Source organism: Klebsiella sp. BIGb0132 (genome assembly GCF_024810075.1).
In the GTDB taxonomy this organism is placed as follows: Bacteria; Pseudomonadota; Gammaproteobacteria; order Enterobacterales; family Enterobacteriaceae; genus Klebsiella; species Klebsiella terrigena.
Map to the genome: position 1 here is coordinate 1,135,161 of NZ_JANUDW010000001.1, position 22,953 is coordinate 1,158,113.

At 57.3% G+C, this 22,953-nt stretch carries 21 protein-coding genes; 6 read left to right on the forward strand and 15 right to left on the reverse strand.

All coding sequences use genetic code 11. The features are described from left to right. Nucleotides 1-57 precede the first annotated feature (57 nt). The 4 genes from cadB to M2416_RS05240 form a co-directional block, all read right to left on the reverse strand. Nucleotides 58-1,395, reverse strand: a complete 1,338-nt coding sequence (gene cadB / locus M2416_RS05225) for a cadaverine/lysine antiporter (protein ID WP_041144421.1) — start codon at nucleotides 1,393-1,395, stop codon at nucleotides 58-60. 365 nt (nucleotides 1,396-1,760) lie between these two features. Beyond that, nucleotides 1,761-3,284 carry a lysine decarboxylation/transport transcriptional activator CadC gene (cadC, locus tag M2416_RS05230; RefSeq protein WP_041144420.1) on the reverse strand — a complete coding sequence of 508 codons (1,524 nt, stop codon included), beginning with the start codon at nucleotides 3,282-3,284 and terminating at the stop codon, nucleotides 1,761-1,763. 446 nt (nucleotides 3,285-3,730) lie between these two features. Further along, complete coding sequence (locus M2416_RS05235; protein ID WP_259222506.1) at nucleotides 3,731-4,357, reverse strand: CatB-related O-acetyltransferase; 627 nt, start codon at nucleotides 4,355-4,357, stop codon at nucleotides 3,731-3,733. Between the two features lie 73 nt (nucleotides 4,358-4,430). Next, on the reverse strand, nucleotides 4,431-5,351 hold the full coding sequence (locus M2416_RS05240; protein WP_259222507.1) for a Kdo(2)-lipid IV(A) acyltransferase: 921 nt from the start codon (nucleotides 5,349-5,351) through the stop codon (nucleotides 4,431-4,433). 841 nt (nucleotides 5,352-6,192) lie between these two features. Here M2416_RS05240 and M2416_RS05245 point away from each other — a divergent pair. The 4 genes from M2416_RS05245 to M2416_RS05260 all read left to right on the forward strand — a co-directional run bounded on the left by M2416_RS05245 (nucleotide 6,193) and on the right by M2416_RS05260 (nucleotide 10,219). Further along, nucleotides 6,193-7,059, forward strand: a complete 867-nt coding sequence (locus M2416_RS05245) for a GNAT family N-acetyltransferase (RefSeq protein ID WP_123706862.1) — start codon at nucleotides 6,193-6,195, stop codon at nucleotides 7,057-7,059. Nucleotides 7,060-7,667: 608 nt separating this feature from the next. Then, on the forward strand, nucleotides 7,668-8,330 hold the full coding sequence (locus M2416_RS05250) for a hypothetical protein (RefSeq protein ID WP_139339371.1): 663 nt from the start codon (nucleotides 7,668-7,670) through the stop codon (nucleotides 8,328-8,330). 48 nt (nucleotides 8,331-8,378) lie between these two features. Then, the gene (locus M2416_RS05255; RefSeq protein ID WP_259222874.1) at nucleotides 8,379-9,593 is read left to right on the forward strand and encodes a phosphoadenosine phosphosulfate reductase; all 1,215 of its coding nucleotides are present in this window, start codon (nucleotides 8,379-8,381) and stop codon (nucleotides 9,591-9,593) included. After that, the gene (locus M2416_RS05260) at nucleotides 9,593-10,219 is read left to right on the forward strand and encodes an IbrB-like domain-containing protein (RefSeq protein ID WP_259222508.1); all 627 of its coding nucleotides are present in this window, start codon (nucleotides 9,593-9,595) and stop codon (nucleotides 10,217-10,219) included. Before M2416_RS05255 ends, M2416_RS05260 begins: the two co-directional genes overlap by 1 nt. 149 nt (nucleotides 10,220-10,368) lie before the next feature. Here M2416_RS05260 and M2416_RS05265 read toward each other — a convergent pair whose 3' ends face one another. From M2416_RS05265 to M2416_RS05275, 3 genes are read right to left on the reverse strand one after another with little or no spacing between them, the layout of a single operon-like run. Further along, complete coding sequence (locus M2416_RS05265) at nucleotides 10,369-10,875, reverse strand: 2-oxo-tetronate isomerase (RefSeq protein ID WP_259222509.1); 507 nt, start codon at nucleotides 10,873-10,875, stop codon at nucleotides 10,369-10,371. A 13-nt stretch (nucleotides 10,876-10,888) separates the two neighbouring features. Then, entirely contained in the window at nucleotides 10,889-11,335 is a 447-nt protein-coding gene (locus M2416_RS05270) for a DUF421 domain-containing protein (protein WP_041144412.1), read from the reverse strand. A 9-nt stretch (nucleotides 11,336-11,344) separates the two neighbouring features. Next, complete coding sequence (locus M2416_RS05275; RefSeq protein WP_041144411.1) at nucleotides 11,345-11,848, reverse strand: hypothetical protein; 504 nt, start codon at nucleotides 11,846-11,848, stop codon at nucleotides 11,345-11,347. A gap of 383 nt (nucleotides 11,849-12,231) precedes the next feature. Between M2416_RS05275 and M2416_RS05280 the strand changes: the two genes are divergently transcribed. Next, nucleotides 12,232-12,582: a DUF1304 domain-containing protein gene (locus M2416_RS05280; protein ID WP_076944791.1), complete on the forward strand. Its 351-nt coding sequence runs from the start codon at nucleotides 12,232-12,234 to the stop codon at nucleotides 12,580-12,582. A 350-nt stretch (nucleotides 12,583-12,932) separates the two neighbouring features. Here M2416_RS05280 and M2416_RS05285 read toward each other — a convergent pair whose 3' ends face one another. The 4 genes from M2416_RS05285 to M2416_RS05300 all read right to left on the reverse strand — a co-directional run bounded on the left by M2416_RS05285 (nucleotide 12,933) and on the right by M2416_RS05300 (nucleotide 16,818). Next, on the reverse strand, nucleotides 12,933-13,712 hold the full coding sequence (locus M2416_RS05285) for a MipA/OmpV family protein (protein WP_259222517.1): 780 nt from the start codon (nucleotides 13,710-13,712) through the stop codon (nucleotides 12,933-12,935). Between the two features lie 90 nt (nucleotides 13,713-13,802). Beyond that, on the reverse strand, nucleotides 13,803-15,047 hold the full coding sequence (locus M2416_RS05290) for a sensor histidine kinase (protein ID WP_175636933.1): 1,245 nt from the start codon (nucleotides 15,045-15,047) through the stop codon (nucleotides 13,803-13,805). Between the two features lie 20 nt (nucleotides 15,048-15,067). Further along, on the reverse strand, nucleotides 15,068-15,769 hold the full coding sequence (locus M2416_RS05295; RefSeq protein WP_123706853.1) for a winged helix-turn-helix domain-containing protein: 702 nt from the start codon (nucleotides 15,767-15,769) through the stop codon (nucleotides 15,068-15,070). A gap of 212 nt (nucleotides 15,770-15,981) precedes the next feature. Beyond that, on the reverse strand, nucleotides 15,982-16,818 hold the full coding sequence (locus M2416_RS05300; protein ID WP_076944788.1) for an alpha/beta fold hydrolase: 837 nt from the start codon (nucleotides 16,816-16,818) through the stop codon (nucleotides 15,982-15,984). Nucleotides 16,819-17,071: 253 nt separating this feature from the next. Here M2416_RS05300 and M2416_RS05305 point away from each other — a divergent pair, with 253 nt between their 5' ends. Continuing rightward, on the forward strand, nucleotides 17,072-18,061 hold the full coding sequence (locus tag M2416_RS05305) for a GlxA family transcriptional regulator (RefSeq protein ID WP_259222519.1): 990 nt from the start codon (nucleotides 17,072-17,074) through the stop codon (nucleotides 18,059-18,061). A 200-nt stretch (nucleotides 18,062-18,261) separates the two neighbouring features. Here the strand turns inward: M2416_RS05305 and M2416_RS05310 are convergent, their stop codons facing one another. The 4 genes from M2416_RS05310 to M2416_RS05325 are packed head-to-tail and all read right to left on the reverse strand — an operon-like array spanning nucleotide 18,262 to nucleotide 22,847. Continuing rightward, nucleotides 18,262-19,728 (reverse strand): ABC transporter permease, encoded by a 1,467-nt coding sequence (locus M2416_RS05310; RefSeq protein ID WP_076944780.1) that lies wholly within the window; start codon nucleotides 19,726-19,728, stop codon nucleotides 18,262-18,264. Then, entirely contained in the window at nucleotides 19,725-20,537 is an 813-nt protein-coding gene (locus tag M2416_RS05315; protein WP_076944779.1) for an ATP-binding cassette domain-containing protein, read from the reverse strand. The genes M2416_RS05310 and M2416_RS05315 overlap by 4 nt, the downstream gene beginning before the upstream one ends. Beyond that, a complete protein-coding gene (locus M2416_RS05320) occupies nucleotides 20,534-21,487 on the reverse strand; it encodes a glycine betaine ABC transporter substrate-binding protein (RefSeq protein ID WP_045854303.1) in 954 nt (317 codons plus the stop codon). Before M2416_RS05320 ends, M2416_RS05315 begins: the two co-directional genes overlap by 4 nt. 7 nt (nucleotides 21,488-21,494) lie before the next feature. Continuing rightward, the gene (locus tag M2416_RS05325; RefSeq protein ID WP_076944778.1) at nucleotides 21,495-22,847 is read right to left on the reverse strand and encodes an NtaA/DmoA family FMN-dependent monooxygenase; all 1,353 of its coding nucleotides are present in this window, start codon (nucleotides 22,845-22,847) and stop codon (nucleotides 21,495-21,497) included. Nucleotides 22,848-22,953 lie beyond the last annotated feature (106 nt).

Genomic DNA, 22,953 nt, shown 5'->3' on the forward strand with positions numbered 1-22,953 from the left:
CCCTCCCGCCACGTGGTGACAGGTGCAGGAAGGAGCTCCAGGAAAAGGGGTTACTGATTAATGTGCGCCGGCGGTAGAGTTGTCAGCAGAGTCATTGGCGTGCTGGCGCTGGTGCATTTTGCGGCCGTAGAACATCAGGATTATCAGGCTGACGATAAAGGTCCCGGCCAGTTCGAAGGAGCTAGCCCCCATCAGGGCGATGAAGCAGAAGCCGCAGCCCAGCACCGAACAAATCAGGCTCACCAGGTTACGAATGTTGATGCCTTCGAAGCGAATCAGGTCAACGCAGGAGTAGAAGTAAGGCAGCATGGTCAGCAGTACGGCGATACCGGTCAGCTCGCCGAACAGGTCAGAGGCTTTACCGCCGCTGGAGTTCATCAGGGTAATCAGCACCATCAGCACGGTCATTTTCACCGCCGCCAGCAGCAGGCCTTTTTTCGGGTTACCGTTGCTATCAAGTTCGCCGTAGATTTTCGGGAAGTTACCGTCGTTGGCGGCACGTACGCCGGCCTGGCCAACCAGCATCATCCACGAACCGAGAGAGGTCAGGCAGGCAAAGGCGGTGAAGGCGGAAACCATCGGAGCCGCCCAGCCGCCGAGGATAGTTGAAGCACTAATGGCGAACGGTGCGCCCGATGCGGCCATCTGCGCAGCAGGGTACATCCCGGCAATAACCTGAGTCGCGGCGATATAAACGATACCTGCCAGCGCGGTACCCAGCATGGTAGCCAGCGGCACGGTACGTTTCGGGTTTTTCACCATCCCGGTACTGACGGCGGCGGATTCTACGCCGACGAAGGCCCACAGGCACAGCAGGATACTTTTCACGACCGCGTGGCTGTCGGTGGTGCTGGAGGTGTTCCAGTTTGCCTGATAGGTGGCAGCGTCAAACCAGTGCCAGCCGACAACCGCCGTCATGACCACCGGAATTAATACCAGCACCAGACCAATGGTGGTCAGGCGGCTTACCCAGGTCCCCCCGAGCATATTAACGAAGGTAAATATCCAGACGATTGCAATACAGGCAATACCGGCTGGAACCGGGTTATTTAATATAGGGAAGAATGTCGACAGGTAGGATACGGCGGTAATCCCGATAGCCAGGTTACCAATCCAGTTGGCATGATAATAAAGGACGCCGGTCTGGAAACCGAACGCCGGAGATATTTCTCCAGCGTACGCAATTGGGCCACCCTGCTGCGGATTCTTGGTCGCCAGTCGGGCATAAACATAAGCCAGAGACATTGCGCCAATAATAGAAATCACCCACCCCCAGATTGCAATTGAACCAATACTGGCGAGGTTCGCAGGTAATAATGCAATACCGCTCCCCATCATATTACCGGCAACTACGCCGGTACAGGCAAATAGCCCGATCTTCTTGGCAGAACTCATGTTTGCTTTTCTCCTAAGTTTATTTGGGAGGTACAGATCATGATAGTGAACCTTTTATTGACCCGACCAACTGCCAACCAGATTACTGATTCAAAGAAGATAAGTCCTAAAGATAAAGTGAAATAACGGCAAACATCAGACAAATGATATTTTGACCTTTTTTGATTAACATATCAGGATGACATGTTGATATCATAAAAAGATAAACATCATTAAATTACAGTCAGTTACGAGAAGATTTTTATGTTGGAAATGTGTTGCAAGCGGCAGTTAAATCACTCCATAAATATAACAATCGCCGGCCTCATGAGAAACATAAGTTTAACCTCACCATGCCAAAAACCATTCGCACGGTGAGGGTTTACTTATTCTGAAGAGAGGAAGTTATCGAGATACGGCACCACCCGGGTAACCGAGGTCTGGAATACCGCGTTTTCAATCCAGTAAAAGGTGTTTTCGCCAGGGCGTAAATTAAAAGCGGTCAGGTAAGCATCGGCTGCTTCCCGGTTCTCGCCCTTCATCTCGTAGACTTTACCCAGCAGTACGTAATTCATCCACGACATTTCCATGTCAATCCCGGTATTAATCGCATGGTACGCTTCGTCTACTTTCCCCTGCCCCAGCATATCCACGGCTTTAATTTGATAAAACACCGCCAGATCTTTAATACCCGGCATATCGCCAACCCGGTTTATTTCCGCATACAGCGCCGCGAGCTGCTGTTCATCCAGCGGCTGTTGCGAATGACGTAATACGTCCACCAGCGCCTTTTCCGCATACGCATAGGTAAAGTCAGGAGCCTGTTTAATAACGTCATCAAGCAGCGCGCTGGCTTTTCCTAATGATTCGACATCACCATTCATTAATAGCTGATGCGACTGGTAGAAGTGGGTCAGCGCAACGCTTTGCGAAGGCTGGTACTGCTTAAGCATGGTCTGCATGCGTTCCGGCCACGGCTGCTTGAGCGCTTCCGACAGGCTATTGAGCAGATCGTTTTGAATCGACAGCTGGTTGTCGCTGGTGATGAAGTAGCGCTTGTCCATCATGGTGGAACCGTCGGCGTTATCCACCATCTGCACCGACATAAAGCACTGCTGGGCGCGGTAGTGGCGCTGGTTGACGAACTCAATAGTCAGCGTTTTACCCGAGCTGCTCGGCTCGTTGATGTTGTAGTTGGTTTTGTCATGCACCATAAAGGTGGAGAAGGTATTCAGCGAGGTGGTCACCAGGCTGCCAAGCCCCACCGCGTAGGAGTGCTGAGACGCCCAGTTGGTGCAGGAGTTACCGTTAAGCAGGTGGATATCGATGTCGCGCGGGTTTAACAGCAGGCGGGCTTTATTGACCGGCGGGCGCGATTCGATGCTCGACAGCGCCACCAGCGCCACGCAGGTTGCCAGCGCCAGCAGGAACAGCCCCCAGACGATAAAGGTGCTGATCCCCTTGCGTCTCTCCGGCCTGGCCGGGGGTTGAACGCCGGACGCGACGGGCGCGGATGGCGCAGCGGCTTCCGGCACCGCCTGCGGCGCGAGCGGCGAAAGGAGCGGCGTCAGCTCTTCCCCCTCCTCCGTACACCAGATGACCGGCACCGTCAGCTTATAGCCGCGTTTCGGTACCGTTGCGATATATTCGAGGCTGCTATCGTCGCCGTCCTTCAGCGACTTGCGCAGTTCAGAAATGCTCTGGGTGACGACGTGGCTGGTCACAACGTTGCGCGTCCAGACATTATCAATCAGCTCGTCCCTGCTGAGCACTTCGCCAGGATGGCGGGCAAAGAAAACCAGAAGATCGATTAAGCGCGGTTCAAGAGTGAGCTGGCGTCCCTTCCGGCTAATTTGGTTAACAGAGGGAGTAACCAGCCATTCTCCAACGCGAACAACAGGTTGTTGCATAAAAAGGGCCCAAACGAAAAGGGAAAGGCGCGATGATACCACATTTACCCTACCTATTTATGATAGGGGTCATGACCTTGAACGCGTTATATCGCTCTGCGTTTATTAAGTTTAGCCATTTTTTGTTTTTAGACAAAACCAGCAATAGTTTATTAACACTTTTGCCATTTCATTAAAAATATCCGGGAACCACTCTGCATCCATCGTTTATTCAGCGTTCATTCCCTCGGGCGCGACGGTTTACGCGCCGATAGCGAACGGGCTCCACGGAGACGCATCATGCTATTTAATTCCTACTCTTTACCGGCGCTGACGCTGAAAAATCGTATTGTTATGCCCCCGAGCGCTCTTCGGCGGGGTCAGGCAGGCTATCCTGACGACCTCGCCGTCGCGGCGAAGTCAAGCGGCACTCGCCCGCCGCCCTTCTGCTGCGGGACTTTCACGCGTTAGCGAAGGCGCCGCACCGCCTGCTCCAGCGCCGTAATATCCTCCCCGGACAGCAGCGGCTGCAGCGCCAGCAGCTCGTCCTCCGGCAAAGCGTAGAGGTTCAGCGCAAGCAGGCGCTGAATATCCGACTCGGCAAAGCGGTATTTGATAAATTTGGCCGGGTTACCGCCCACCACCGCATACGGCGGCACGTCTTTAGTCACCACCGCGCCTGCGGCAACCACCGCCCCTTCGCCTATCGTCACGCCGGGCATAATCATCGCCCGCATGCCAAGCCAGCAGCCATCGTTGAGCACCGTATCGCCGCGGTGCTGATACGATGCGGCAATGGACTCCATAAACGGATAGAGGCTGATCCAGTCGATCCGATGGGTGCTGTTGCCGCCCATCAGGATCGCCGTTTCCGCGCCGATGCAGACGAAATTGCCGATGATGAGCTTATCCAGCTGTCCTAAGGGCTGCCACTGCTGGCTAACCGCATCCCCGTGCAGATAGCGCACCACGGAGCGCTCAAAGCCGTTGTCCCAGCAGTCGCTGTAGTAGCTGTGGGTGCCTTTAATAATGATATTCGGATTGGTCACCGTCTGGTGCAGACGTTCGGTTCTCGACCAGTGTTTGTCGGTCATGGGGGCATTCCTTCCGCGTTAATATGTCCTGTTAGTCAGGACATATCATAAGCCGGAAACGCTCAACCGGCGCTCAATAGCGCGAAGCGACGCCGTCAGGGCAGGTTTTAAAGCGGCGATGGAGCCACATATATTGCTCCGGCGCCATCAGGATGCACTTCTCGACGATCTTGTTCATCCACGTCGCCGTGGTTTGCGGATTCTCCAGCGGCGGCCTCGACTCTGGGATCATAGAGATGAGCTCATATCCGCCGCCGTTTGGCTTACGCCGTGGGACGAAGGGGACGATCGTCGCCTTCGACATTTTGGCCAGCACCCAGGTGCCAGTCGTCGTTGCCGCCTGCTCCACGCCAAAAAATGGCGCAAACACGCTGCTGCCTGGCCCGTAGTCATGATCGGGCGCGTACCACAGAATTTCGCCCTCCTTCAGCACCCGCACCATTCCCTTCAGGTTTTTGCGATCGAGCATCGTCTTATTGGAACGCAGCCGCCCGCAGGTCTGCAGCCAGTCAAGCACCGGGTTGTCATTGGGGCGGTACACGCCGATCCCCGGCGTATGCATGCCGAACATCCGCGCCCCGAGCTCAAGGGTCAGAAAATGGACGCCGATCAGCAGCACTCCCTGCTTTTGCGCCTGTAAATCGATGACCGCCTCAAGCCCGCTGGTCTCGGTCCAGCGGGCAATCCGCCGCTCCGGCCAGAACCACGCCATGCCGGTTTCCATTACCCCCATGCCCAGCGATTCAAAATTCTGCACCACCATCTCGTGGCGCTGCGCGGCGCTCATTTCCGGGAAGCAGAGTTCGACGTTACGCCGGGCAATGCGCGCACGACGCGTCATAAAGCGCATCGCCAGGCGGCCAATCGAGGTTCCGAGACGGTAAATAAGCGGATACGGCAGCTGCACAACCAGCCACAGCAGGCCGGCCCCCAGCCATATCAAGCCGTAACGAGGGTGCAGCAGGGATGTGGAAAACTTCGGTAACTGGGTCATATTATTCCTGTTAATTCAGTCAAATATATAGACGCTTCGATGTATAAGGCCAAAAGACGGGCATACCGTTTAGCAATAAACAGGTCGTGAATTCATCGTACGGAAGTTTATTTCCGCACAGGCCGCGCGCCATTTTCTGCCGGGGATTATAGGTCTTTCACCGCCATAAAATGACTTAATCCCGGTAACAAATTTATTATTAACTAAATAACCGCGAGTTTTATAGCAATAGCGCGATGGGCTTACGAGGATATCTACCGGCAATAGCATCATAAAGTAATACATCTCGTTGTCGTTTTAGTTTAACCAGCGATTTATTATCCAAAATTAAACAGCACGCTTGCAATTTCAGCGAACAGAAGTGGTACCAGGCAGGCTATTTTATTCTGCTGACAGGCGCTACCATGGTTAAAATGCTTATACTCCGCGCGGCGCTGCTTCTGACCTCGTGCATGGGGAGCGCGCCGGGAACGGCGCCGAAGGCTTTGAGCCGCTCTGCTGAAGCAAACCGGCGTCCTCGGTGCCATGACCTTGATAAGCTTATTATCTGCGACTGGGACCGCGACCGCTAAATAGGGTCAAAAATGCCGCATCAGGCCGACTGGCCGCCGCTCTATCCGCCTTCCCCACACGCAGCGGCCTCCCCTGGGTCGCCCAGGCACCCGCTTCCCGCGTATTTACTGTGACCGAGCCAACGTCCTGAGAAATGACCCTCGGCTGCGGGGTGTACAAATATCCTGAACCGTTCATACTTACCGGTATAGATGAGTCATTGATTTTCAATATTAAATTATCATCAGCACTGTCGTGTAGCAGAATAAATAAAAAGGAAGACCGGCCAATGAAATACAAATTAGTCAAACAGGTTATGGATAATGATGCCCTGAGGAACAGCTTCATTGACCTGGCTATTAAGACCTTTGATCTCTCATTCAAGGACTGGTACAAAAAAGGCTACTGGACCGAGTCATACATTCCCTACGCTTTCGTTGATAATAATAAGGTAATTGCTAACGCCTCCGCCAACGTCATCGACCTCAAGTGGCAAGGGAAGCTCGTGCACTATATTCAGATAGGCACCGTGATGACCGATACCGACCATCGCGATAAAGGCCTTGCGACACAGTTGATTAATCATATTCTCGATGACTGGAAGGATAAGGCCGACGCGATTTTTCTGTTTGCTAACTCTACCACCGTCGATTTCTATCCGCGATTTGGCTTCGAGCAGTACGATGAGTATCAGTATACCCTGCCGGTGACCCCAGCCCAGGGCGACTTCCGTCGTCTTGATATGGATAAAGAGAGCGATGTGGCAATCCTCAGGCACTATTATCAGAAATCCAATCCCTTCTCTCAGCTCTCGGCGCACAATAACTTCGGCCTGCTGATGTTCTACTGCTCGGCGTTTATGAAGCACTTCGTCTACTATTCGGAAAAAAATAGTGCCGTGGCCATCGCGATGCAAAACGATCGTGCGCTGATCTGCTTTGATATTTTCTGCGACGCCAGCGGTTCGATGTCGGCTATCGTCAATGAGCTCGCCGACCAACGCACCCAGCTGGCGATTTTAGGCTTCACTCCCGTCGAAGGTCGCATCGGCGAGTATGAAAAAATAGAGGGCGACGACTTCTTATTTATCTCTACGGCCAAAGAGAACATTTTTAAAGGCAACAGGCTGATGTTCCCGACGCTATCCCATGCCTGAGCCGCGGCGGCCTGCAGCCTTTTCTCAGCGCAAAATCCCCTCATGAGAAGTCATGAGGGGCAAAACCAGGACAGAGCGGAAAAAGAACTGAGAAAAGGCTGAGTCAAAACCGGGACCACGCAGGGATAAAACGGCGGATGAGCGCCTCTGCTGCCGCTTATGATTTATCACCACCATTAATCACCTTGCTTTATTTTAATTTATCGCGGCAGAACGTTTTAAATAAGCGCTCAATAAGGCATAAATAGGATTGACTTCATCTTCAGCCTGATACAGGATCCCTTAATTATAAGCCGCCCTGGCAGCAACGGCGAAAGTAAGCGGTCTATTCCTCTGCCCCTCGCGCCAAAACAGAGCGCGTCAGCCCTTAAGATAGCGCGCGATCGTAACCCGTTTTAAAAACAATTAAAAATGTCAATGATGCAAATCAGCATCTAAAGAAAAATAAGAAATAAAAAGATTTGAGCTTCAGTGATTAAAATGACAATTTTCCTTACTAAAGATTAGTTAAGATAAATTAACTACCCAAAACAATATAACCCGCTTTATTATTTTTCCCCATGAGTTCAGACGCTCCCTGTGAACAATTAAAATTGCGGGCATTCTCTATGCATGAACAAATAAGCGCACCCGGTCAACAGAGTAAGATAATTAAACCCGATACGGAACACTACGCTTACTTAGATCTTGAGCTATTGTTGGAAAACTATAGCGGCGGCAGCCTTACGGATATCCCGCCGGCAGCGGCGATCTCTGCATATTCCTATATGGCGAACCAGTACCTCAGCGACGGCCTTGAGACGCTAAAAGCCTCGGTACGGCCCAGCGGTGCCGGGGATCTCTTTGTTCTTGAAGAAAGCTACTTCCCTAATATCTGTGCTCTTCTCACGGTTATTCAGGTGCTGATTATTCGCGGTAACGCCTCAATATTAATTATCAGCGACCGCAAAATAAAAGACGGCATGACCGATTTCTTTATCTCTAAACAGGCCGGATTACGCGAGTGGCGCAGAAAGCTCAAGGGCAGCAACGCCGCCAGCATCGGTAAGCTACTGAGATATTATAGCGAGCTGCGCAGCGGCGGCCTCTTAACAAAAAGAGAGTATGACGTTCTTCGCGCCGCATATACTTCACCGTCCCGCGGCGGCGTCGAACGGATGCTCTCCATGAGCAATAAGCAGGTATCCCATTACTATCTGAGAATAAAAGACAAGCTTGGCATAAATAATAAGCTCGCGATGCTCAACTATATAGGTTGGCTATTCCCTTAGTTCGCGCGGGGCCTGAACAATTAAACCTACATTTAATAACCTGGAGGGCTGGTGAAGAAAATAAATCTCGACCTGGATGTGCTTGATGCGGCGCTGCTTCGCCTCGACTGGGTATTTGAATCATTTGAGCAGGTTTGTTTATCTTTCTCTGGGGGCAAGGACTCAACCATCCTGTTTCACCTGGCGGCAACCGTTGCGCGTAAGAAGCGCAAAAAGTTCGTGGTCCTGTTTATTGACTGGGAGGCGCAGTATTTATTAACCATTGAGCATGTCGAAAAAATGCAGGCTCTCTATCAGGACGTCATCAGCCACTTTTACTGGATTGCCCTGCCGCTGACCACGGTAAGCGGCGTATCACAGCACCAGCCGGAGTGGATCTGCTGGGAGCCCGGCGTCGAATGGGTACGCCAGCCGCCAGCGGGGGCAGTCACCCGCGGCAGCGACCTCCCCTTCTATCAGTACCCAATGACCTTTGAGTCCTTTGTACCGGCGTTCGTGCAGTGGCTGGCCGCCGGACGCAGCCTGGCCTCGCTGATCGGCATTCGCACCGACGAATCGCTACACCGCTATATGGCGCTGACATCGCAGACAAAATCGCGTTTTGCTGATGACAAACCCTGGACGACGGCGCTGCCGGGAGGCAAAAGCTATACCTGCTATCCTCTGTACGACTGGCGTACTCAGGATATCTGGATCTTCAACGCCAAATCAAAGCTCCCCTATAACCCGCTGTATGACCTGATGTACCGTGCCGGCGTCACGCTGAAAAACATGCGCGTGTGCGAACCCTTTGGCCCGGAGCAGCGCCGCGGGTTATGGCTTTACCACACGCTCGAACCGGACACCTGGGAGAAGATGTGTCGCCGGGTGTCCGGCGCGCACGGCGCCGCGAAGTACGCTAACGAAAGCGGCGATTATTTCGCCCTCAGAACGCAGATGCGCAAGCCGGAGCAGCATACCTGGCGCAGCTACGCGCTGTTCCTGCTCGACAGCATGCCGGAGACAACCGCCGAGCATTACCGCAACAAGATAGCCATCTACCTGCACTGGTATCAGACGCGCGGCTTTCCGCAGGATATTCCTGATGCCCAGGAGAAGGACCTTGGCTTTCGCGATATTCCCTCCTGGCGCCGGATCTGCAAAACGATCCTCAAGAATGATTACTGGTGCCGGACGCTGTCATTCAGCCCGACCCAGTCCGAGCATTACAAAAGATACTGCAACAATATCAGTAATAAACGAAAGACATGGGGGACTCTGTAATGTCGAAGGATATCAGCAAGGTCGTGGCCGAATACCTTGAATCTTTCTCAGATATGAAAAGCAAGATTGATGCCATAAACCAGCTCAAGACGCTTATCCACCGACACAGCCCCTTCCGCGACGAGCCCGTGGATTGCGTATTATGGGTTGACGCCGAATCGGTCACGGCGAATGACTATAACCCCAATAACATGAGCGCAACGGAGAAAAAGCTGCTGGAACGCTCGGTTGAAATGGATGGCTTCACCCAGCCGGTGGTGGTCGCTCGCCAGCAGGAGCAGTATCTGGTTGTCGATGGCTTTCATCGGCATCTGATAAGCGCGGCCAACCCGCAAATTCACCAGCGCCTGCATGGCTATCTGCCGGTTACGCTGATCAACGTATCGCGTCAGGGGAAGAAGGAGCGCATCGCCGCGACCATTCGCCACAACCGCGCCCGAGGCAAGCATCAGATCGCCGCCATGTCGGATATCGTTCGCGATCTTTACCGCCTGGGCTGGGACGATCGGCGCATCGGCCAGGAGCTGGGAATGGACAGCGATGAGGTTTTACGCCTGAAGCAGATTAGCGGGCTGGCAGAGATTTTTATCAACGATAGCTTCAGCCAGGCCTGGACGGTTGAATAGCCCACGGCCGGGATCGCCTGAGCGCAAGGGCTAGCGCCCGCGGCGACATCCGGCCCACGCGCCCCGGCCCGGTCGCCCACGCCTTACCGCAGCCGGCGGCCCCGCGCAGCTAACGCGGCTGCCGCCAGGCCGCCACAAAGAGCACGCCGTCACGCGGGCGCCCATTCGTCCAGCTTCTCCAGCAGCGCGGCCAGAGAATAGCGTACCGCTTTTTCCACCACTTCCTGACAGGCGCCAGAAAACAGCAGCCGCTCGGTGTATATCTGCCCGCGAAAATTCCATGCAAACCAAACCGTTCCCGCCGGGGTACCGTCCTCGCCGCCGTCAGGCCCGGCGTAGCCGCTGATCGCAATACTGATATCAGCCCCGGCTCGTTCCAGCGCGCCGGCTGACATCTCGCTTACCGCTTGCCCGCTGACGGCGGTGAAGTGCTCCAGCGTGCTGGTACGCACGCCGAGAAGCCTGCGCTTCGCCGAGTCGCTGAAGACAATCGTGCCAATATCATAAAATGCGGCCGTATTCTCCTGCGCACAGAGCGCTACCGCGAGGTTACCGCCGGTACAGGACTCAGCGGTGGTCAGGATCAATCCTCGCCGGGTCAGCGCCCCGGCCACCCGCTCCGTCAGCTGTGGGGTTGTTTTGTCCGAATCCGTCATGATGATGCGCTCCTTACTCTTCTGCCGGGATAACCGATATATGGCCGTTGCGCTCCAGAATGGCATATTTTATTTTGCGAAACTCCGTAATGCCCTGATTTTGACGCGCGGCGACCAGGATGTCGTCGCAGGAGACATCGACCTTTTTCAGGTTATCGGTTAACGGTACCCCGTCGGCCACCAGCACCACGGGGGAGCCATCGAGCGCGGACTCCGCGCCGGAAATATACTTTTTCATTAGCCCAAACAGGATATCGACCACCACCAGCGTAATAATCGTCAGCATCGCCCCGGTAACCGAAAAATCGTTGCCGAGCAGGGCCTGCTGCGTCGCCTCGCTGATAATCAGCAGCAGGATCAGGTCGAAGCTGGTCATTTGCAGCAGCGCGCGGCGGCCGGCAATTTTAAATACCACCAGCAGGATTAAATAAATGGCTAACGCCCGAAAGACCATCTCCATAGCAACCCCCTAAGGATAAATAAACTGCCAAAAGCGGATTTCAGGCTCGGCGTTCACCTGGATAGAATTCTCCGACCTCCCCGGCTTCGCCGGCGTGACGTATAGCCAGATGGCGAAGTCGCCTTTATTTTTCACGTTGTTGTAGATCAGATACAGCGTCTTTCCCTGGCTGTACATCCCGTCCGGCTGAGGCCAGATGCTGCCAGGCTCATAGTTTTCATTGAAATCGCCGCCGAGGCTGAAGACATATTTATCGCCCCGCTGCGGGTGCGCCGTGATTTTGAGGCGAAACTCTTTTTGCAGCCGGCCAAAATACTCGTAGTCGATCTTTAGCGTCCCCGGCGGATTGGTTTTTTCAGCCTCGCTGAAATAGCCGACAGAAAATCCGCCGGCCAGCGCAATGCAGATAATAGCCAGCAGAATAACCAGGCCCACGTTCCTCGAAGCGGCCTCAAAATTCAGCAGGCGCTGACTCTCTTTTATCCCCGGCAACTTCACCTTATTATCTGCCATTCATCACCCCACCGCTTCGCCTGCAAGCTATAAACCATATATTTTACAATTAGATATTGTTTTAAGGCTCATATTCTTTGCCTGATTAAGCAATAGCAAGCACGCTTAATATGTCAAGCCGATCGCCGCAGGAAGGCAGCGCGAGGTTATTGGCGGTAGCGCTATTGTGTCCGTTTTTAATCGCGACGCACTGGCTGCATTCGCGCAGGGATGTGCCAGGACGCCGCTTCGTTCAGAGCGTTTAAAATAGCCGCGCTATTTAATACGTCATATTTAAGGTATAAAAAGCGTTCCGCCGCCGCTGCCCTGATAAATAGCGAGCGGCGGCGCAAAAGGGTTTTAACTATAATCACCCTGCTCCCACATTTTCAGCGAGGCCTGCCGTGTTAGCCAATCTTCTTATCGCCCTGGTGGCCGCCATCCACCTCTACATACTGATCCTCGAGATGTTTCTATGGGATACCAAAACGGGCCGTCAGGCATTTAATCTGAGCGCTGATTTCGCTCGCGACACCCGGGTGATGGCCGCGAACCAGGGGTTGTACAACGGCTTTTTAGCCGCGGGCCTGCTGTGGGGGCTTTGGGCGGGAGAGAGCGGGTTTCAGCTTAAAGTCTTTTTCCTGTCCTGCATTGTGCTTGCCGGAATATACGGCTCGATCACCGCAAGCAGGAAAATACTCTACGTTCAGGCTTTGCCCGCCATCGCGGCGCTGGCGGCCCTGTTGATCGGCTGACGGCGGACACAATAAGCCGGCGTAAGAAGCCGGTCGCGCTCAGCGATTTAATAACCCGCCGCGCCCTCATCACGGTCGGCTTTTCTTACGCTTCGCGGAGGTCACTCTGAACACGTTCAGCATTATTGCCATCCCCTTTTTTACTCTTGCCGTAGTTCTCTTAGCCCTCGGCGTAACCAGGAAGAACCGGGCGTTCGTTATCGTTGGCGGCGTGCTGATGTCCTCCGCCGTTGTCAACGCGGTAATTGGAATGTCGCTTTAACGGAAATAAGGGACGCCGTATCGCCGGGGAAAGCGCGCCGCCCGGCATGTGATGCGCAAGCCCCCGCTGACAGAAAGATCGGCGCCTGTCAGAACCGCCAGGCGGCAAATAAGACGCCGTTAACCTGCCCCGACTTTTGCGTCACCGGGCTGTCGGCGGCGTCGTTCTGCAGACGCTGCGCGCTCACCCGGGCACCGATCAGCCACGCCGGCGTCATCGAGTAGTCCATACCCAGCTGCCAGCCCACTTTCTCCAGCCCGGCCCCGCTGTCGTAACGTGACAGGCCGCTGCGTGCCGACTGTGCGGCGGTGACGCCATACTGCGTCTGCATATAATCGCCGTCCCCCCAGCTCAGGCTGGGGCCGCTATAAAAGCGCAGGCTCTCGAGCGGCCGCCACTGCAGGTGCGCCCAGGAGATGAGCCTCAGGCCCTGCCGATCCCCGCCGATATCCTGGGTCAAAATCACGCCGCCTCTGAAGAGCGTATTTTCATAAACCGCCGAGCTAAAGGCCCGCGGCGAGACGCTAATATCTCCTAACCCTCGGAGGTGTTCGTCATCGGACTCCTGGCGAGGAGAGAGATCCGCGCCCACGCCGAGCGAAAAGGTCCAGCGATCGGTGCGGGCAAACTCCCACCCCAGCGCCGTAAGATCGTCCACTCCGCCGACAAAAAACGGTCCGTAAGCCAGCTTTATTGCCGGTACGAACGTCGTTTTGGACTCTTTGGCGCCGGAATACTTCGGCTTTACGCCCACGCCGCCGCCGATAAAGCCGGAGAATCCGTTTTCGGCAGGCTCGGCGACGGCGGGAAAGGCTGCCGCAGAGAGCAGACACAGAAGCGTAAAGGGTTTAGCCAGGGTGGATAGCATGCAGATGATCCTTACCGTTACAGGAAGCCGACAATGAGATTGGCTTATTCAAACAGGCTCCTGTAACCCCTCTTTTTACCTCAGGTAAAGTTATGTAACAGCGACAGGGATGCATACCTGGAAACAGGCTCCCCCGCCGCGGCGGTTGCGGACCGCAAGAGTTCCCCGGTGGTATTCAGTGATTGAACGAACCAGCGCCAGGCCAAGACCGCAGCCGTTTCCGCCGCTGCTGAGCCGATAAAACGGCTCAAAGATACGTTCTATTTCCGCTTCAGGAATGCCGGGTCCGCGGTCTTTCACCTCGAAGGTAAAGTGCTCCCGGTCGATCAGCCTGAGGACAACCGAAATATCACTCCCCGCATAGCGCTGCGCATTTTCAATCAGGTTGCGCAGCAGGCGGCGTATTAACCGCGCGTCCACCTCGGCGAGCACGTGCTCGGCGCACAGCTCAATCTGCGCGCTGGCGCACTCCTCCGCCGCAATGGCGGTGATATCCGCCGGCCGGAAGTCGCCGGTAATCACGCCGGTCGCCTGAGTCAGACGGCTCAGCGTCAAAATCTCCTCCACCAGCGCATCCAGCTCGCCGACGCTGCGCCGCAGCTCGCGGGAGGCGGGGGACTCCTTCTGCACTAACAGAGCCGCCGCCATTTGAATACGCATCAGCGGCGAACGCAGCTCGTGCGAGGCGTTGGCCAGCATGGTTTTTTGTGACTGAACCAGCTGCTCAATCTGCGCGGCGGCGCGGTTAAAGCTGGCCGCGAGCTGCGCCACCTCATCGCGTCCGGTAACCTGCACGCGCGCGTCGAGGTTGCCTTTGCCGAGCGACTCGACGCTCTGCTGTAACGACTCCAGGCGGGCGGTCAGGCGGCGGATCACCGGAAACGACACCAGCACCACGCTGGCCGCCATGCCCAGCAGCAGCAGGATAAACAGCCACGGGCGCTTTTGCCGGTCGCTGCTGAGCTGAATGACCAGCACGCGCTTATCCTTGAGCTGCCAGACAAAACGCGTGCCGTACCAGTCATCAAATAGGCCTCCCGACGCCACGCGCAGCGGAAAAGAGAGCGGAGGCGCCAGCGGGCGGCTAAGCGGAGAGCCGTCGGCGGCGTACAGGGAGAAGCGGGTATGGGTGCGCTGGATCCAGCTATCGATGGCCAGAGACTGCGCGGCGCGCGGCGCGGAGGCCGGGGGAAGGTTTTGCTCTACCAGCTCGGAGAAGGTAGCGAACGCCTTTAGATGACGGTTGTTATCGTTGTTCCACAGCCACAGCGCGATAGTGCAGGTCACCACCAGCGCCAGCGCGCAGCTAAAGGCGAAAAAAATCTGCAGATGCATGGGAAAGCAGGCGAGCCGCTTCATGCGTGGGGTAAGGCCGAGAAGACGTAGCCGACGCCGCGCACGGTAATAATGCGCTGCGGTGCCTGCGGATCGTCCTCGATGGCCTGACGAATGCGCCCGATATGGACATCGATGGCGCGATCGAAGCTGTCGTAGCTTTCGCCGCGCACCGACTGCCAGATCTGTTCGCGGTTAAGCACCCGGCCCGCATTGCGCGCCAGCGCGACCAGCAGGTCAAACTGTAGGGAAGTCAGGCTACAGCGCCGCTGGTTAAGCGTGACGCTGCGCGCCGCGGTATCAATCTCCAGCGCGCCGGAGCGAATAACGCCGTCGCCGCCCGACGCCGCGCCGGGCCTCATGCGCCGCAGCACCGCGCGCATGCGCGCCAGCAGCTCGCGCGGTTCAAAGGGTTTTGCCAGATAGTCGTCGGCCCCTACTTCGAGCCCGATAATCCGATCCGCCGGATCTCCTCGCCCCGTCACCATAATAATCGCCGGGTCGTGCCGGAGCTGGGTGCGAATTTGCCGACACAGCGCCAGGCCGTCGGCGTCGCCCAGCATCAGGTCCAGCAGCACGACGTCAAAGGCGCGCTGCTTCATCTTATTCTCCGCGTCCTGCGCGCTGGCGCTGTGTACCACGCTAAATTCGTACTGGGCAAGGTAGGGCATCAGCATACCGGCCAGCCGGCTATCATCCTCAATCAACAAAACGGACGTCATCTTTATCTTCCGGACCAAAAGCATTGCGCCAATGAATTAAAGACAGCGCCGGCTGGCAGTTAGTTTCAGGCTTCGGCGCGGCGGCTGCTAATTACTTTCCCCGCGTCGCCTTGATCCCCCTTTCGCGTATGCTACCCGGCGGCTATGCTTGCCCGCTCACGGCTTAAAGCCGGACCCGCAGCGGTAAGCGGGTCCGGCGCATAACGTCAGGCTCAGGATTTAACGAACGCCAGCAGGTCCGGGTTAATCACCTCAGGATGGGTGGCAAACATCCCGTGCGACAGCCCCGGGTAGGTTTTCAACTTTCCGTGCTTCAGCAGCTTGATTGATTTGCGCGCGGCGTCATCGATAGGCACCACCTGATCGTCTTCGCCGTGCATCACCAGTACCGGTACATCTATCGCCTGTAGATCCTGCGTAAAGTCGGTTTCAGAGAACGCTTTGATACAGTCATATTGCGCCTTGGCGCCGCCTGCCATGCCCTGACGCCACCAGTTATCGATCAGCCCCTGGCTGATTTTGGCCCCCGGGCGGTTAAAGCCGTAGAACGGACCCGACGGCACGTCAATGAAGAATTGCGCGCGATTAGCGGCGAGCGCGGAGCGGAAGCCATCAAACACGGCGAGCGGGAGCCCTTCCGGGTTAGCGGCCGTTTTTAGCATAATCGGCGGGACCGCCCCCATCAGTACCGCCTTCGCCACGCGCCCTTTTTCGGCCCTGGCGACATAGCGCGCCACTTCTCCGCCGCCGGTAGAGTGGCCGATATGGATGGCATTTTTCAGATCCAGCGCGCCGGCAAGTTCAGCGACGTCGGCGGCATAGGTATCCATCTCGTTGCCGGTATCGGTCTGGTCGGAACGCCCGTGACCGCGACGGTCGTGGGCAATCACCCGATACCCCTGCGATAAAAAGAACAGCATCTGATTATCCCAGTCGTCGGCACTTAACGGCCAGCCGTGGTGAAAAACGACGGGCTGCGCATTTTTAGGGCCCCAGTCTTTATAGAAAATTCGGGTACCGTCTTTGGTGGTAATAATGCCGTTGCTCATAGAAATATCTCCTGTCTGTGATGAGAGTGAGGTCATACCCCGGGCGAAGGGCGAAAGTGATAGCCCGATACCGGCAGACAACGTGCCGCTGAGGATCAGCAGACGCCGTCGTGAAATCGCAAACCGTTCGTCTGGCATAGCTGCTCCTTTATCGTTCAGGTCATCGCCGTTGTTGTCCGATGGGGCTATTGTTATGCAATACGTCGGGAGATAGAATTGTCAAAAATGACACTATAAAAGGCAAAAATGACAAATGAAGCCTTCTGTTGAAAAGAGCATTGTGGCGGAAGTGGGCCTGCTGATTTATCCCGAGTGTCAGCTGGCTGCGGTATATGGATTGACGGATATGTTCAGGATTGCGGCGGACTGGGCGGTGAGTATTTCCGGCGAGGAGCGCGTTCGCGCGATCCGGGTGTCGCACTGGCAGGTGATGCCCGACAGCGATACGGTGGCGTGCGTCTGGGACAGCCATCCGGATGAGCCGCATCGCCTGAGCCATGTGATAGCCCCGCCCAGCCTGGTCATGCCCGCGCAGATGAAGCCTATGGCGGCCCCTGCCGCCTGGATGAGCGCCCTGTATCATGACGGCGTGACGCTCTGTTCGGTTTGTGCCGGAGCGTTCGTGCTGGCGGAAACCGGGCTTATCGATCATCGTCGCGCAACGACGCACTGGGCGTTTGCTCAGGCCCTGTCGGAGCGTTTCCCGGAGATTGACGTCGCGGCGGAAAATATGGTTATCGACGACGGCGATATTATCACCGCCGGCGGTATTTTTGCCTGGACGGATCTCGGCCTGACGCTGATAGAGAAGCTGCTGGGAAACGGTACCATGCTGGCCACGGCGCGTTTTTTACTTATCGATCCTCCCCGCCGCAAGCAAAACACCTATTCGGCATTTATTCCGCATTTTGACCACGGCGACCTCGTCATTCTGCGCGTCCAGCACCACCTCCATGCGACATATTCTGCACAGCAGAGCATCGATGAAATGGCGGCGCTGGCGGGGATGACCTCTCGGACATTTCTGCGCCGCTTTCAGAAAGCGACAGGCGTGCGGCCAACGGAGTACCTGCAGCAGGTTCGCATCATGAAAGCGCGGGATGCCCTGGAGTTAACCGGGCGTTCGGCCGACCGCATTGCCTGGGAAGTGGGATATACCGATCCCTCAGCCTTCCGCAAAATTTTTCGCAAAATTACCGGCGTAACGCCGGGCCAGTACCGGCAGCGTTTTGGCCTGGAATAACGTGGCCTGGCGCTGCCCCGGCTTAATTTTAATTAGCTGACAAAACCGCCAGGCATATTATTTAATTGCCTCTGCGCAAGAACTTAAGCCGGAATGTTTATAGCTGGGCTTTTCACAACAGGCCTTTGACCAGATGCGGCAGAACTATTTAACCGACGATTAACGGGTACGCTATTTATCAACGCGCCCGCGGCGCTGGCTCAGGATCGCCGCCGGAACTGCACCATCCGGTCAATCACGATCGCGCAGATCAGGATCGCCAGCCCCGCGAGTATGCCTTTACCCTGGGCGGCGTACTGCAGCGCGGAAAGGACATCCTCACCTAAACCCTTTGCGCCGATCAGCGCCGCAATGACCACCATCGACAGGCTCATCAGCACCGTCTGGCTGACGCCCGCGAGGATCGCCGGGCGGGCAATCGGCAAATCGACTTTAAACAGCATAAACCCCCGCCCGGCGCCAAAGGCCAGGGCCGCCTCCCGCACCGTGGGCGGAACGTTGGCAATACCAAAGGCCGTCTGGCGAATCACCGGGGCGATGCCGAAGATGATAGTGGCAATAATCCCGGCGGTCTTACCGATACCGAACAGGGCGATGATCGGGATCAGGTAGACGAAAGCGGGCGTGGTTTGCATAAAATCAAGCACCGGTCGGATAACGGACGCCACGCGCCGGCGATAGCCGCTCCAGATGCCGAGCGGAATGCCGACGGCGACGGCGATAAACGATGCCGTCCCCAGCAGCGCAACGGTTTGCATCGCTTTGGTCCAGTAGCCGAAAGCGAGGATATAGGCCAGCCCCACCCCGACGCCAAATGCCAGGCGCCAGCCGCCGCGCTGCGCGGCAAAGGCGAGGAGCACGATAAACACCACCGGCCACGGCGTGGCGATCAGCGCATATTCCAGGGCACCCAGCAGCGCATCGATGACCCGGGATATATGCTGCGCGGCGGGAGCAAGGGCGGCGGCCAGCGCCCCCATCCCCTCGTCGATCCACCGCGATGCGTTCGACGCCAGCTCGGGTAACCCGGCGGGGTTGAAAATCTGAGCGGGGATCGCGCCGGCGTAGTTTAAGAGCGCCATCGGCACGATCGCCAGCCAAATCAGCGCCGCGAAGAGGGCGGCGCCGGTCGAACAGGTCATGCCGCTAAAATCCTCCGTCAGGCGCGCTCTGCGCAGCCGCCCCGCCATCAGCGGCACGGCGGCAAATCCTAAAATAACGCGCGCGCCCAGCAGCGCGGCCAGCCCGCCGAGGATAAGACCACGCCCTCCCCGCTCGGCCTCAAGCGCCGCGCGCGCGTCGCTGGCGGCTTTGCTCAGCGACGCGGCGGAGCGCTCCAGGGATTGGGTCATCGCACTCTGCGGATCCTGCTTGTGGGCCGCGGCGGCCTCCTGCGCCCGCTGGCTCGCGAGTTCGACCAGGGTGGTCACGCGCGCCTGCTGGTCGCGCGACAGGCCGTGGCTCAGGGCAAGCACGATCAGCGCCGCCCCAATCAGCTCGGCGCTTAAAAATAGCCAGAACAGCCCCCGAAAGCGGTGCGCGCCAAGCCAGAGGCTGCCGAATAGCGCCGCTTTGCGATGAAAAGGCGGCAGCCTGCGCGACTCATCCTGCAGTTGGCTAAACGCGCGCTGGTAAAACGGCGTCACGACATCCGGCTGTTGCATCATGTGGTTTCCTCTGCTCTCGCCATGCCAATGCGGATAAAGCGGGCGACATATTCATTGGCCGGACGGGCCAGCAGCTCCGCCGGCGTGGCCAGCTGCTCAAAGCGGCCCTGCCGCATAACGGCGATACGATCCGCGATGCGCAGCGCTTCGCCGACATCATGGGTAATAAACAGCGTGGTTTTATTGAGATCGCGCGACAGGCTGCGAAACTCGGTCTGCAGGTCGTCGCGGATTAGCGGGTCCAGGGCGCTAAAGGGCTCGTCCATCAGCAATACGTCCGGATCGGAGGCCAGCGCGCGCGCCAGCCCAACCCGCTGCTTCATCCCGCCGGAGAGCGTGTCGATCCCGCGCTGCCCCATCCCGGCAAGCCCCAGTCGTTCCAGAAGCGCTTCGGCGCGCGCTTCGCGCCGGGCGCGGGCAACCCCGAGGATTTCCAGCGGCAATGCCACGTTTTCCTGAATGCTCATATGTTCAATAAGAGCGTGGCTCTGGAACACCATGCCGATACGGCGGGCGCGCAGCTCGCGCAGCCTGGCGGGCGACAGCTCGGCAATCGCCTCCCCGGCGATGCGCACGCGGCCGATGCTGGGCGCGATCAGGTGGTTCACCATGCGCAGAAGCGTGGACTTGCCGCACCCGGAGAGGCCTAAAATGCATAGCAATTCACCGCGCTCGACGTGCATATCGATACCGCGCACCGCCGCCAGGCCGCCTGCGGGCAGGCGGGCGTCGGGGTCGCGCCGCAGCGCCGTGACGGCATGCTGCGGATCGCAACCGAATACCTTCCAGACATTTTCCAGCTGAATCATTTCGCGCTCAGCCAGTCAGCCACCCGCGCCTTATTCGCATCCAGCCAGCCGCGCGCCGCCTGCTCCGGCGTCTTCCCTTCGACGGCGATCGCATAGGCCAGGGCGCTGACGTCCTGGGTGTCGAAATGGATCGCTTCAACGATTTTTACCCCATCAGGGTTCGTTTGGGCAAAGTGATTGCTGTAGGCGATGTGGATCGCCGCATCGCCATAGCCGGTGCTGATGCGCGATTTCGTTAACCAGTCCGGGTCCGACTGATCCGCAACCTGCCAGGTCGTCGGAGTATGCTTAGGCTCCTGCAGATTGGTGAGCTTGTAGCGGACGTAGTTCTGATGCGGCGCATAGCAGTAGCCGATCCAGGCGCCGCCCGTTTTCGCGGCGTTATCCAGCGCCGCCGTCGCCACCGCCTCATCGGAACGGGTCAGGTCGAAGAACGGCGCGAAGCCGTAGGTTCGGGCGCGGATCTCTTCATAATTGGTGGACAGCCAGCCCGCCGCACCCAGCCAGATCTGTCCGCGATCCGAACCTTTCGCGGCAAAAACTTTGGCCTTGTCGGGATCGGTCAGATCGTAGACGGAATGAATATTGTGCGCCTCGGCGGTTGCCGTCAGGGTGCAGTAGCCCTGAGTTCCGGCATAGGCGTTTTTCGCCAGGGTGACGTTCTTGCCCGCCCCGGCGTATTTCGCCACCAGCGCGTCCTGGTTCGGTAGCCAAACGTCGGTCCAGATATCGATCTCGCCGTTGTTGCGGTTCAGTCCTTCCCAGATAACCGGCACGGAAGAGACGGGCACAATTTTGGTCTCCGCCCCCGTCTGATCTTCGAGCAGCAGCTTGACGACATACGCCGTGCCCTGAGCGGTAGCATATCCGGCATCCACAATGCTGACGGCGTGGGCTGCGGGCGTCGCCAGCAGAAGGGCGACAATCATTTTCTTCGCTAAAAATTTCATCGGGCGATCATCCTTCCGGGTCGTTGTGGTGTGGGTAAAGAGGTTGCGGGTCGGACAAGCCGAGCCTTTCGCGCAGCGTGCCGCTAAATTCCAGCGGCGTCAGCAGACCGCGTTCGCGAAGCAGGGGAACCACATCGGAAATAAAGAGGTCCAGCCCTTCCGGGAAGGTGGGAGGCAGCAGCATAAAGCCGTCCGCCCCACCCGCTTCGTGCCAGCGGATCATCTCCGCCGCCACCTGCTGCGGGGTGCCGACGATCTGCAGGTGGCCGCGCGCTCCGGCAATGCGCCGCGCCAGCTGCAGTACGCTGAGGTTTTCGCGCTCCGCCAGCTCCCGCAGCAGCTGCTGGCGGCTGGCAATGGAATTGGACGCGGGCAGCGGTGGCAAAGGGCCGTTGGGATCGACATCCGTTAAATCAATATCGCCGAGATAGCTCCCCAGCAGCGCCAGCGCGACCTCTTCGGCGATCAGCCCCTGCAGCTGGTCAAACTTCGCCTGGGCCTCAGCCTCGGTTTTACCAATCACCGGAAAAATGCCGGGCAGAATATACAGGTCGTCGCTGCTGCGGCCGGCCGCTTTACGGCGGGCGTGCAGATCCTGACGATAGGCAACCGCCTCTTCCAGGGTGGGCGTCGCGACGAAAATCACTTCCGCATGGCGGGCCGCCAGATCCCGCCCCGCAGGCGACGCCCCGGCCTGCACCAGCACCGGCTGTCCCTGCGTCGAGGGCAAGACGTTCAGCCCGCCCAGCGCGCGGAACCAGCGCCCCTGAAAGCCGGGCTCACGCAGCGCATCGGCATCAAAAAAAACGCCGCTTTGCTTATCGCGCGGAAATTTTGTCGCATCCCAGGAGCCCCACAGCGCCCGCACCGCCGCAATAAACTCCTCTGCGCGCGCGTAGCGTTTATCATGGCGAAACTCCGTCGGGTTAAAATTCGTGGCCTCACTCGACAGGCCCGAAGTCACGATATTCCAGCCCAGGCGCCCGCCGCTGATAAGATCGAGCGAAGCCAGCTGGCGCGCCAGGGTGTAGGGTTCATTGAAGGTGGTGCTGGCGGTGACGACGATGCCAATGCGCTGCGTGGTGGCCGCAACCGCCGCGGCCAGGGTCAGCGCCTCGAAGCCATGGGACCACTCATCCACCCGCCGCGTCGCCTCGAGGGGCCCGGCGGGAATGCCGAGGCGGTCCGCAATAAAGGTGATATCAAACCCGGCGGCTTCGGCGGCGCGCGCGCTGGCAATATAGCCATCGACGGAGATATTGGCCTTTGGATCCGTATCCGGATGGCGCCACGCGGCGACATGATGGCCGCTCGGGTACTGCAGCAGCGAAAGCACCAGCGGCTTTTTCACGCGATTCATAGAAGCGGGTTCCGATTGTTGGCGACCGTAGACGCGGCGGCCTGGGATAAACAATCAGCTAAACTTATTGGAATAAGAAACGCCGCTCAAATACCATTTTGATATA